10 protein-coding genes are annotated in these 11,917 nt (G+C 35.5%); 8 read left to right on the top strand and 2 right to left on the bottom strand.

All coding sequences use genetic code 11. The features are described 5' to 3' along the window. The first annotated feature begins 102 nt into the window (after positions 1 to 102). The 4 genes from tig to yihA all read left to right on the top strand — a co-directional run bounded on the left by tig (position 103) and on the right by yihA (position 6,167). Positions 103 to 1,392, top strand: a complete 1,290-nt coding sequence (tig, locus tag HNR27_RS07625) for a trigger factor (RefSeq protein ID WP_429339314.1) — start codon at positions 103 to 105, stop codon at positions 1,390 to 1,392. Between the two features lie 348 nt (positions 1,393 to 1,740). Continuing rightward, on the top strand, positions 1,741 to 3,018 hold the full coding sequence (gene clpX / locus HNR27_RS07620; protein WP_429339313.1) for an ATP-dependent protease ATP-binding subunit ClpX: 1,278 nt from the start codon (positions 1,741 to 1,743) through the stop codon (positions 3,016 to 3,018). Positions 3,019 to 3,268: 250 nt separating this feature from the next. After that, the gene (gene lon / locus HNR27_RS07615) at positions 3,269 to 5,617 is read left to right on the top strand and encodes an endopeptidase La (protein ID WP_429339312.1); all 2,349 of its coding nucleotides are present in this window, start codon (positions 3,269 to 3,271) and stop codon (positions 5,615 to 5,617) included. Then, positions 5,586 to 6,167, top strand: a complete 582-nt coding sequence (gene yihA, locus HNR27_RS07610; RefSeq protein WP_429339311.1) for a ribosome biogenesis GTP-binding protein YihA/YsxC — start codon at positions 5,586 to 5,588, stop codon at positions 6,165 to 6,167. Before lon ends, yihA begins: the two co-directional genes overlap by 32 nt. 190 nt (positions 6,168 to 6,357) lie before the next feature. On the opposite strand, the gene HNR27_RS07605 is transcribed toward yihA, so the two are convergent. Both HNR27_RS07605 and HNR27_RS07600 read right to left on the bottom strand, forming a co-directional pair. Continuing rightward, complete coding sequence (locus HNR27_RS07605; protein ID WP_429339310.1) at positions 6,358 to 6,786, bottom strand: hypothetical protein; 429 nt, start codon at positions 6,784 to 6,786, stop codon at positions 6,358 to 6,360. A 486-nt stretch (positions 6,787 to 7,272) separates the two neighbouring features. Beyond that, positions 7,273 to 7,752: a LiaI-LiaF-like domain-containing protein gene (locus HNR27_RS07600; protein WP_429339309.1), complete on the bottom strand. Its 480-nt coding sequence runs from the start codon at positions 7,750 to 7,752 to the stop codon at positions 7,273 to 7,275. 241 nt (positions 7,753 to 7,993) lie between these two features. Between HNR27_RS07600 and hemA the strand changes: the two genes are divergently transcribed. Genes hemA through HNR27_RS07580 form a run of 4 tightly spaced genes read left to right on the top strand, consistent with a single transcriptional unit; the run spans position 7,994 to position 11,917 of the window. Beyond that, on the top strand, positions 7,994 to 9,364 hold the full coding sequence (gene hemA, locus HNR27_RS07595) for a glutamyl-tRNA reductase (RefSeq protein ID WP_429339308.1): 1,371 nt from the start codon (positions 7,994 to 7,996) through the stop codon (positions 9,362 to 9,364). 23 nt (positions 9,365 to 9,387) lie between these two features. Next, on the top strand, positions 9,388 to 10,209 hold the full coding sequence (locus HNR27_RS07590) for a cytochrome C assembly family protein (RefSeq protein WP_429339307.1): 822 nt from the start codon (positions 9,388 to 9,390) through the stop codon (positions 10,207 to 10,209). Between the two features lie 20 nt (positions 10,210 to 10,229). Further along, positions 10,230 to 11,159 carry a hydroxymethylbilane synthase gene (hemC, locus tag HNR27_RS07585; RefSeq protein WP_429339306.1) on the top strand — a complete coding sequence of 310 codons (930 nt, stop codon included), beginning with the start codon at positions 10,230 to 10,232 and terminating at the stop codon, positions 11,157 to 11,159. Continuing rightward, positions 11,159 to 11,917, top strand: coding sequence for a uroporphyrinogen-III synthase (locus HNR27_RS07580; RefSeq protein ID WP_429339305.1), 759 nt, complete (start codon positions 11,159 to 11,161; stop codon positions 11,915 to 11,917). The genes hemC and HNR27_RS07580 overlap by 1 nt, the downstream gene beginning before the upstream one ends.

The raw sequence follows: 11,917 nt of genomic DNA, 5'->3' as shown, positions 1-11,917 counted from the left end.
TGGTTGCAATTTTGAATTGGCATTAAACAAATACGTAAAAAATGAATCTTATTAATGAAATTAAGTAGTTAATGGAAATAATAGATTTTGGAGGGAACAATTATGTCAGCAAAATGGGAAAAAAAAGAAGGTAATGAAGGTGTATTAACATTTGAAGTTTCTGCAGAGGATTTTGAAACTGCATTAGATAAAGCCTTCAAAAAAGTTGTAAAAACAGTTCAAGTTCCAGGCTTCCGTAAAGGTAAAATGCCACGTGCTCTTTTTGAAAAACGTTTCGGTGTTGAAGCATTATATCAAGATGCAGTGGACATTGTTTTACCAGATGCTTACGTAAAAGCTGTAGAAGATACTGGTATTGAGCCAATTGATCAACCAAGTATTGATATTGAGCAAATTGAAAGAGGAAATACTTTAATTTTCACTGCAGAGGTTACTGTTAAACCAGAAGTAAAACTTGGAGACTATAAAGGTTTAGAAGTGGAAGAACAAGACAGTACAGTTTCAGACGAAGATGTTGAAAAAGAACTTGAACAATTAAGAGAGCGTCATGCTGAATTAGTTGTGAAAGAAGAAGGTTCAGTCCAAGAAGGCGACACGGTTGTAATGGATTTTGAAGGTTTTCTTGACGGTGAAGCATTTGATGGTGGTAAAGGAGAGAACCATTCATTAGAAATTGGCTCAGGCCAATTCATTCCAGGATTTGAAGAACAACTTGTAGGAAAAGAAGCTGGAGTAGAAACTGAAATTAATGTTACGTTCCCTGAAGATTACCATGCTGAAGAATTAGCTGGTAAAGAGGCAACATTTAAAGTAACAATTCATGAAATAAAATCAAAAGAACTTCCTGAGCTAGATGACGAATTTGCTAAAGATGTTGATGATGAAGTGGAAACATTAGACGCATTGAAAGCTAAATTAAGAGAAGAACTTGAAACTGAGAAAAAACAAAATGCAGAAAATGCCAAACGCGAGGAATTAATTAACAAAGTAACTGAAAATGCTGAAGTTGAAATTCCTGATGTAATGGTAAAAACTGAATTAGATCGTATGATGCGTGAATTTGAACAGCGTCTACAAATGCAAGGTATGACATTAGACCTTTACTATCAATTCTCTGGTCAGGATGAAGATGCATTAAAAGAGCAAATGCGTGAAGATGCTGGTAAACGAGTTAAAACTAACCTTACACTAGAAGCAATTATTAAAGCTGAGAGTTTAGAAGTATCTGACGAAGATATAACTGCTGAGCTTGAAAATATGGCAACTATGTATGGAACTGATGCTGAGCAGTTAACACAAATGCTTGGTGGAAATACTGATGCAATCAAGGAAGATTTATTGTTCAGAAAAGCAATTGATTATTTAGTGGATAACAGTAAAGTAGTTGCATAAAATAAGGTAAATGAAATCTAGAATACAAGGTGCGATATTCGTACCTTGTATTTTTATATCTTCTTTCAGGGAAAGGTTTTTTTTAGTAATTTATATGATTTTCTAGTATGATTAAATAACCTACCCTTGTCATCGATTTTTAGTCAATTATATATAGGGTTGTAACATATACTAAAATGGATGATGTTCAAATTAGGAAAAGGGAAGAACTGAAAATATGAAATTGTTTTAGTGATTTTGAGTATGGAAAAGGTATATCATTTTGTTTTCAAAACGGGTTCTGATATGATAACTACTATAACTAAATGTTTTGCGTTGTGATTTGAAACTTTAGGGGTGAAAATTTTAATGTTTAAATTTAATGATGAAAAAGGGCAACTAAAATGCTCATTTTGTGGAAAAAGCCAAGAGCAAGTTCGCAAGCTAGTTGCAGGTCCTGGCGTTTATATATGTGACGAGTGTATCGAATTATGTACGGAAATAGTGGAAGAAGAGCTAGGAACAGAAGAGGAGTTGGAATTTAAGGAAATTCCAAAACCAAAAGAAATTTGTGCTATTTTAGACGACTATGTTATTGGTCAAGAGAAGGCAAAAAAGAATTTATCAGTAGCTGTTTATAATCATTACAAACGTATCAATACTCCAAAATCAAATGATGATGTGGAATTATCAAAGAGTAATATTGCGATGATTGGACCAACTGGTAGCGGTAAAACTTTACTAGCTCAAACATTGGCGCGAATCTTGAATGTTCCATTTGCAATGGCAGATGCAACTTCCTTAACAGAAGCTGGATATGTCGGGGAGGATGTAGAAAACATTCTACTGAAGCTTATTCAAGCAGCCGATTATGATATCGAAAAAGCCGAAAAAGGAATTATCTATATTGACGAAATAGACAAGGTTGCTCGAAAATCTGAGAATCCATCCATTACACGAGATGTTTCTGGTGAAGGTGTACAACAAGCACTTCTAAAAATATTAGAAGGTACAGTTGCAAGTGTTCCTCCACAGGGCGGAAGAAAACATCCTCATCAAGAGTTTATTCAAATTGATACAACGAATATCTTATTTATCTGTGGTGGTGCTTTCGATGGAATTGAACAAGTTATTAAAAGAAGACTTGGAAAGAAAGTAATTGGCTTTGGAATTAATGATAAACATGAAGATCTTGATAAAGGTAAACTACTTGCTAAGGTATTACCGGAGGATCTACATCGTTATGGCTTAATTCCAGAATTTATTGGAAGATTACCTGTAATTGGTAGTCTTGAACCACTAGATGAGGATGCGCTTGTAGATATTCTTACAAAGCCTAAGAATGCTCTTGTGAAGCAATATGAGAAGCTATTCCAGATGGATAATGTGGAACTAGAATTCGAAGATAATGCCTTAATTGAAATTGCCAAAAAAGCAATTGAAAGAAAAACTGGTGCCCGTGGATTACGTTCTATTCTAGAAACGATCATGCTAGAAGTTATGTTTGAACTGCCTTCTCGAGATGATATTCAAAAATGTATCATTACGAAAGATACCATCATAAATGAAAATGGCAGTCCTAAGCTCGTTTACAAGGATGGGACGGTAACAGAAGGTATTAAAAAACTTCCAAAAGAAAGTGCGTAAGTGAAAAAACAATTTGTTATAAACAGCTGACTGGGATGCGTAGCACTAAATGAGTTTGACTAATCTGTGCCAGCATTCTCAGTCAGCTTTTTATTTATTCTACTATCTAAAAGAATTAGTTATTATCTAGCGGGTAAACTAAGAAAAGCCATGCTCAATCATTTTACAAAATGACCTTATATTATATAAACTTTAAGAGAACTAAATACATAGGATAATTTATTACTGAAATAATGGAGGTTTTTACATAATGACCCATGATACAAAACAAGTTCCCCTCCTTCCGCTACGTGGTTTATTAGTGTTTCCTACTATGGTTCTTCACTTGGATGTAGGACGTGATAGATCTGTGGCAGCATTAGAAAAAGCGATGGTTGATGATCAGCTGATATTCCTAGCTGCACAGAAAATGGTAAGTATTGACGAACCAAAGCCAGAGGAAATTTATCGAATCGGTACATTAGCAAAAATTAATCAAATGCTAAAACTTCCTAATGGTACATTTCGAGTACTGGTAGAGGGTCTCTATCGTTGTGAAATCATTCGTTTTGTTGAAGAAGAAGAAGAATTTGTTGTAGAAATTCAGGAGCTAGAAGAGGTTCCTGGTGATTCTGTTGAGGAAGAAGCATTAAAGCGAAATTTGCTGACACAATTTGAACAGTATGTTAAAGTATCACGCAAAATATCCAAGGAAACCCTAAATACGGTTTTGGATATAGAAGAGTCAGGAAGACTTGCCGACATCATTACTTCGCATTTAGCATTAAAAATAAAGGACAAACAAGAACTGCTAGAAATAGTAAATACCCAACAGAGATTAGAACATTTAATGGAGTTAATCTCTAATGAGAAGAAAGTCTTAGACTTAGAAAAGAAAATTGGAGAACGAGTTAAGTCCTCCATGGAAAAAACACAAAAGGAATACTATCTCCGGGAGCAGTTAAAAGCCATTCAGAAAGAGCTAGGTGAGAAAGAAGGGAAATCCGGAGAAGTCCTCGATTTAAGAACAAAAATCGAGAAGTCCGGTATGCCAGAGAGAGTGATGGAAGTTGCTTTTAAAGAATTAGACCGATACGAAAAAATTCCACAGTCCTCTGCGGAAAGCTCTGTTATACGGAATTATATCGAATGGCTACTTGCCTTACCTTGGACCGAGAAGTCTCAGGATGCCATTCAGATTGAACGTGCAAAAGAAATTTTAGATAAGGAACATTATGGTCTTGACAAGGTAAAAGAACGAATTTTAGAGTACCTAGCTGTACAAAAATTGACAAAGTCACTAAGAGGTCCAATCTTATGTTTAGTAGGTCCTCCAGGTGTTGGTAAAACATCCCTTGCAAAATCAATAGCTAAATCAGTAAATCGAAATTTTGTTCGAATCTCGCTTGGTGGAGTTAGAGACGAAGCGGAAATCCGTGGACACCGTCGTACCTATATTGGTGCAATGCCAGGCAGAATTATTCAAGGAATGAAAAAGGCGAAGACGATTAACCCAGTCTTCTTATTAGATGAAATCGATAAAATGTCTAATGATTTTCGTGGGGATCCTTCTTCCGCCATGTTAGAGGTGCTCGACCCTGAGCAGAATAGCAATTTTAGTGACCACTTTATTGAAGAAGCATATGACCTATCCAATGTCCTATTTATTGCAACTGCAAACTATGTGAACAACATTCCTGGACCACTATTGGACAGAATGGAATTGATATCACTCTCAGGATACACAGAGCTAGAAAAGTTGCATATTGCAAAAGAACATTTAGTACCAAAACAAATGAAAGAAAATGGCTTGAAGAAAAGTAATCTACAAATTCGTGATGATGCATTACTTCGTTTAATAAGAGTTTATACAAGGGAAGCTGGCGTTCGTACACTTGAAAGACAAATTGCCAAGCTTTGCAGAAAAGCAGCGAAAATGATTGTAGCAAATGAGAAGAAACGAGTAATTGTAACTGAAAAGAGTTTGGAAGAATTACTAGGAAAACCTATATTCCGCTATGGACAAATGGAAAAAGAAGATCAAATCGGTGCAGCGACTGGTTTAGCATACACGACTGCTGGTGGTGATACCTTATCGATTGAGGTAACGCATTTTCCAGGTAAAGGTAAATTAACGTTAACTGGAAAACTAGGAGAGGTTATGCGTGAATCAGCTCAGGCAGCTTTTAGCTATATTCGTTCTAGAGCTGAAGAACTCGGCATTGAATCGGATTTTCATGAGAAATATGATATCCATATTCACGTTCCAGAAGGTGCAACTCCTAAGGATGGCCCTTCTGCAGGAATAACGATGGCTACAGCTTTAGTTTCAGCATTATCAAATCGTGCAGTAAAAAAAGAAGTAGCCATGACAGGTGAAATAACGTTAAGAGGGCGTGTTCTCCCTATTGGAGGACTAAAGGAAAAAACATTAAGTGCACATCGTGCAGGAATTACAACTATTATTTTTCCAGAGGATAATAAAAAAGATTTAGATGATATTCCGGAAAGTGTACGAGAGCAACTAACATTCATTCCAGTAAACCATCTTGATCAAGTATTAAAGCATGCCCTAGTGGAGGAGAAACATGAAAGTAACAAACGCGGAGATCGTAATTAGTGCTGTAAGTAAAAAACAATATCCCAATGATCAATTACCAGAGATTGCTTTAGCAGGCAGGTCCAATGTGGGAAAATCATCATTTATCAATAAGTTAATTGCCCGTAAAAGCCTTGCAAGGACATCATCAAAACCTGGTAAAACACAAACACTCAATTTCTATCGTATTAATGATGCATTTTATTTCGTGGATGTTCCGGGCTACGGCTACGCGAAAGTGTCTAAGACAGAGCGTGAAAAATGGGGCAAGATGATGGAAGAATATTTCCAAACTCGTGAAACATTAAAGGCTGTCTTACTCATAACGGACATCAGGCATGAGCCAACGAAAGATGATATTCAGATGTATGAGTTCCTAAAATACTACGAATTACCAGTCATTGTCGTGGCAACAAAGTTAGATAAAATTCCAAAAGGAAAACGTGCCCAGCATCTAAAAAGAACCATTAATACATTACAACTAGAAAGAGGTGACATCATTTTACCATTCTCATCAGAAACTGGTGAAGGTAAAGATGAAGCTTGGGGAATATTAAACAATTTTTTATAAGTCACACGGAGACCAGATCAAATAATGATTTGGTCTTTTTTTTGTGTCTGTCTTTGGTTAACAATACACTGACTTGAGGATGTCCCCAAATACTAGTCTATTATGAAAAACACCAAAGAGCAGCAGTAAGAGTCATATTAGAACTACTACTTTGAGCAATATTTAATAGTTGCTCAAAACCAATATTGCTTTATACTTCAGAAATAAATAAAGACCAGTAACTGAGGCATATATAGCTTCCCAAATTTCCGAGGTAGAGCAAAAAACGGTCATCAAAGCCAGTATTGCTTACCAAATCTCCGAGGAGAATCAAAAAAGGGTCATCAAACCTCGTTTTGGCTCCCAAATCTCCGATGAACAGTAAAAAACGGTAACTAAAACCAGTATTGCTTACCAAATCTTCGAGGAAAAGCAAAAAACGGTCATCAAAGTCTGTATTGCTTACCAAATCTTCGAGGAAAAGCAAAAGACGGTAACCAAAGCTTGTATTGGCTCCCAAATCTCCGATGAACAGTAAAAAATGGTAACCAAAGTCTGTATTGCTTACCAAATCTCCGATGAACAGTAAAAAACGGTAACCAAAGCCAGTATTGCTTACCAAATCTCTCGGGAGAATCAAAAAACGGTAACCAAACCTCGTTTTGGCTCCCAAATAACCGTGGAAAAGTAAGATACGGTAACCAAACTTATATTGCCCCTCATTATTTAGAAATTAACCTAATCTTGAAGTCAAAATCCTATCATATATCGAGTAATTTCCAAAACAGTACTATGAGTAGCGCAAATGGAGTGGTGCTGTAAAAGGATTACAGACCAAAAACCTCGACTCGATGCTATTTACCCTAGAAACCCTCTGCAATTTACCCAAATAGAGCGGAGAACTATTAATTCACAATAAAATAGTCGTTGGAGGAAATAATAAATATTGTCACATCCATGGTAGCACATTAGCTTGTGAAATGCGTTGTCGTTACTATGTACGAAGCATTATCCCTAAATAACTGAATACTAGGCTAATTAATACCATTTAATACCAAAAAGGGAGAACTTAGAAAATGAAAATAGAGACTCTCTTCTATATTTAGGATAAGGAGTCTCTATCTTCTCATTTCTTTTTTAACAAATAAACCCCAATTACGATTAAGACAAGTGGCCAATACATATTAATAAAATTAAATACATCATTTATCCAGTTAAGCTCATGTGGGATTCGAATGGAAAAGATGAATACGCAAGAAAGTATGATAAGTATTAGTCCTGGTATTAATCCTTCTTTTGTTTTCAAATAACGTACTAGAAAAGCTATTCCTACAATTAGTGGGTACATTGCCCAGTGATCAATCCAGAAGGTATAGTGCTCCATACCGTGAAAATGGATGCCAAGACCTAGGATCAATGTACCTGGAAATAGCTGATTAAAGTCCTTAACCTGGAAGCTATAGATTAAGAATGCAATGCCAATAATAATTAATAAAGTAGGCCACGAGTAAAAGTCTGTGAAGATTGGTAGCTTTAATTGCTTAAATAAGAAAAATAGTCCTATTCCAATAACTACATAAGCTGTGAATGTATTTTTCTTTTTCATGGAATTACCTCGCTTTCTCATACTAGGTGACTATAATGTTGATTCCTTGCTTATGAACTTTTGATGTGTTAGAGTACATCTGAGTTTAATATTATCGTGTTTTTATCATAGCACATATAGTTTCAAAAACTGTTCACAAAGCAAGAATTTATGACTTAATTCCTATGATATAATAAAAAATGTATGAAAAAATAAGTTCAATGCGACAATTTGAACCTCTTATTATGGAGGAGAGAAAAAAGTGCACATTTTAAAAGTAGGTTTAAATTATAAGACAGCTCCTGTAGAAATCAGAGAAAAGCTTACATTTGCTGAAAGCTCTCTTCAGGATGCCATGTTAGCTCTAAAAAAACAAAAAAGCATATTAGAAAATGTTATCGTTTCTACCTGTAACCGTACTGAAATTTATGCGGTAGTTGATCAGGCACATACAGGGCGTTACTATATAAAACAATTCCTGGCTGATTGGTTTCAAATCGATAAGGACGAATTTACTTCGTTTTTACGAATTAGTGAGGATGATGGGGCTTTAGAGCATTTATTTAAGGTCTCTTCTGGAATTGACTCTATGGTTCTTGGGGAAACACAAATATTAGGTCAAGTAAAACAAGCATTCCTAACATCACAAGAAGTCCAAGCAACAGGAACTATTTTTAATGAACTATTTAAGCAAGCCATTACGTTTGCAAAAAGAGCACAACATGAGACAAGTATTGGAGAAAATGCTGTATCTGTAAGTTATGCAGCTGTAGAACTCTCTAAGAAAATTTTTGGTTCTTTATCCAATAAGCATGTTGTCATATTAGGTGCTGGTAAGATGGGTGAACTTGCAGTTAAAAACTTACAGGGCTCTGGTGCTACGAAAATTACCGTGGTTAACCGAACACTGGAGAAAGCAAAGGCATTAGCAGCACAGTTTCAAGCAACTGCAGAACAAATGGAAAATTTAGCGAATTGTTTAAAGGATGCAGATATACTGATAAGCTCAACCGGTTCAAATAGCTTTGTATTAACAAAGGAAATGGTTGAAAAAGTCCAAAAGTCACGAAAAGGCAAACCACTATTCTTAGTGGATATTGCAGTACCTAGAGATCTGGATCCAGAAATAGCTAAATTAGAAAACGTCTTTTTATATGATATCGATGATTTACAACATATTGTAGATGAAAATTTAGAAGCACGTAAAAAGGCCGCTGAACAAATCGAAATCGAAATAGAGAAGGAAATAATGCTATTCAAAGAGTGGCTACGCACATTAGGTGTTGTACCAGTAATTTCTGCTTTAAGACAAAAAGCTTTAGCAATTCAAGCTGAAACCATGAAGAGTATAGAGAGAAAAATGCCTGATCTAACAGAACGGGAGAAAAAGGTTCTAAGTAAGCATACGAAAAGTATTATTAATCAAATGTTAAAAGAGCCTATTACCCAGGCGAAAGAATTAGCCGGTACAGACAAAGCCGCTGAAGCATTACAACTTTTTGTGGATATTTTCGGTATTGAAAATGAAGTAAAGAAAGAATTTGAAAAACAAGCAGAAAAAAGTGAAGGATTCATAAGAATACTGCAAAAGGAATTCCCAAGAGCAGATAAGCTTAAAGGTGAATTCATTTAGTAAAGGTAAAGGAAACTATCCATATGGTCGATTTACGATGGCTTTATGAAGGAATAGTATCTCTATATGTATTGAGTTTGATAGGTTATTTCATTGATTTTGTACAGCAAAACCGGAGGGCTAATACATTAGCCTTCTGGTTACTTTGTATGGTTTGGCTCTTGCAAACCTTTTTTTTGTTTCATCGGGTTCTAACAGAAGGGCGTTTTCCTATTGCCACTTTGACAGATAGTTTCTTTTTCTATGCATGGATATTAGTGACATTTTCTATATTAATGAACTGGCTGTTTAAAATATCGTTTATCGTATTTTTTATTAATCTATTTAGTTTTTTAATCTTACTTATGCATATCTCACATATAGCGCAAACCAATATGGTAACAAGTGGAATCCAATTGGTGAATGAAATATTAATTGCGCATATTTCCTTAGCAATTATTTCATATGGATTTTTTACTATTGCTTTTCTCTTATCTATTATGTACATGGTCCAATATTATTTCTTAAAAGAGAAAAAAGCTATAAAATGGATTTGGAGACTTGGTGATTTGGAACGATTGGAGCTAATGACCTTCCGTACGATAACGATAGGTGTTCCAACTTTACTTATTGGTATTATTTTAGGTTTTGTATGGGCATATACGGAAAATGCTACATTCTATTGGTATGATTTAAAGACAATAGGATCTTTAGTGGTACTATCTGTTTATATTAGTTATTTATGCTTACGAACTGTGAAGCGTTATTCGGGAAAAGCTTTGGCTACCTATAACACATGGGCCTTTTTATTTCTGCTTTTGAATTTCTTTATCTTTAGTCATTATTCAAGCTTTCATCTATTATGAACCAGTGGGAGGAATACGACATGCGAAAAATCATAGTTGGATCGAGACAGAGTAACCTAGCTCTTACACAAACAAATTGGGTAATCAATGAACTAAAAAAAGCTGGAGTTGAAAATGATTTTGAAGTAAAAAAAATTGTTACCAAGGGTGACCGCATACTGGATGTGACGCTATCAAAAGTCGGAGGGAAGGGTTTGTTTGTAAAAGAAATTGAACAAGCTCTATATGATAAGGAAATCGACTTTGCTGTCCATAGTATGAAGGATATGCCAGCAGTTCTACCGGATGGCTTAGCTATCTCTGCTATTCCTATCAGAGAGGATCACCGTGATGCTCTAATTTCCAAAAACAATATTAATTTTAAGGATTTACCACATGGAGCTATCGTTGGAACAAGTAGTCTTCGCCGTGCTGCACAGCTATTAGCAGAAAGGCCTGATATCCAAATTAAGTGGATTAGGGGAAATATTGAGACAAGAATACGAAAATTGCAGGAAGAGGATTATGATGCAATCATATTAGCTGTTTCTGGGCTTAAACGTGTAGGTCTTAGTGAGGACTTGATTACTGAATATCTTGATATCGATGTCTGTGTCCCTGCTGTAGGGCAGGGTGCTTTGGCAATTGAATGCCGCGAAGATGATCAAGAGCTTCACAACATTTTAGCTAAGATTAATGATGCTTATACAACGAAAACGGTTACTGCTGAGAGAACGTATTTGAACTTGCTTGAAGGTGGCTGTCAGATTCCTATAGGTGGATTTGCACAATTAGAAGACGATGAAGTTATTTTAACTGCATTAGTTGGTACACCTGATGGGAAAACGATTTTAAAAGAGATTGTTCGAGGTACAGATCCTGTACAAGTAGGAAAAGATGCCGCTGAAAAACTTCTCGGTCAAGGTGCAAAAGAAATTATTGAGCAAGTAAAAGAGGAGCTAGATAAGTAATGCAACTCCCACTTTCCGGTAAAAAAATATTAAATACAAGAGAAGCGTTACAGGCCGGAAAACTTACTAAAATGCTAGAGGAGTCCGGTGGGGCAGTTTTTGAAGTACCATTACTTAAAATCTCTTGTAAAATTACCAATGAAAACAAAAGCTTTATTCAGAATTTAAGCAGGTTTGAATGGATATTTTTCACGAGCTCTAATGGTGTTCATTGTTTTTTTAAACTTCTTTCACAATGTAACTTGGAACTACCGAATCTTCATATTGCAGTTGTAGGTCATAAGACAGAGGAAGCCTTAAAACAATATGGTTACCATGCTGAACTTGTACCAGAAATTTACGATGGAGAAAATTTAGTTCAAGAATTTCTAGCAAAATATAAGGTAAATGGTAAGGTTTTATTAGTTCAAGGAAGCCGTGCGAGAGATATTATTGCACTTGGTCTTAAGGAAGCAGGAATACCATATGAAGTAATTATTGTTTATGAAAATACCTTTAATGATGATGCAAAAGTGACGCTGAAAAGGCTATTACGTACAAAGAATTTTGACTATATTACTTTTACGAGCCCTTCCTCTGTGGAGGCTTTCATGATGTATCAAGATGGAGTCTTGCGGTTACAAACTAACCCTGTTTTCGTTTGTATCGGTAAGACAACAGAAGATAAATCAAAGGAACTGGGAATAACAAATACTATTTCACCAAGCATGTACACGATTGAAGGAATGGTACAGGCTATGTGTGAGACAACGAAATGA

Source organism: Ornithinibacillus bavariensis (assembly GCF_050433565.1).
In the GTDB taxonomy this organism is placed as follows: domain Bacteria; phylum Bacillota; class Bacilli; order Bacillales; family Amphibacillaceae; genus Ornithinibacillus; species Ornithinibacillus bavariensis.
Note: the sequence above shows the minus strand (reverse complement) of the source record. Positions and strands in the feature narration are given on the sequence as shown.

What these genes read in the sequence shown, in the direction of transcription:
- lon (WP_429339312.1), top strand. Translation starts at nt 3,269, where the DNA reads ATGACCCATGATACAAAACAAGTTCCCCTCCTTCCGCTACGTGGTTTA.
- clpX (WP_429339313.1), top strand. Translation starts at nt 1,741, where the DNA reads ATGTTTAAATTTAATGATGAAAAAGGGCAACTAAAATGCTCATTTTGT.
- yihA (WP_429339311.1), top strand. Translation starts at nt 5,586, where the DNA reads ATGAAAGTAACAAACGCGGAGATCGTAATTAGTGCTGTAAGTAAAAAA.
- HNR27_RS07590 (WP_429339307.1), top strand. Translation starts at nt 9,388, where the DNA reads ATGGTCGATTTACGATGGCTTTATGAAGGAATAGTATCTCTATATGTA.
- tig (WP_429339314.1), top strand. Translation starts at nt 103, where the DNA reads ATGTCAGCAAAATGGGAAAAAAAAGAAGGTAATGAAGGTGTATTAACA.
- hemC (WP_429339306.1), top strand. Translation starts at nt 10,230, where the DNA reads ATGCGAAAAATCATAGTTGGATCGAGACAGAGTAACCTAGCTCTTACA.
- HNR27_RS07580 (WP_429339305.1), top strand. Translation starts at nt 11,159, where the DNA reads ATGCAACTCCCACTTTCCGGTAAAAAAATATTAAATACAAGAGAAGCG.
- HNR27_RS07600 (WP_429339309.1), bottom strand. Translation starts at nt 7,752, where the DNA reads ATGAAAAAGAAAAATACATTCACAGCTTATGTAGTTATTGGAATAGGA.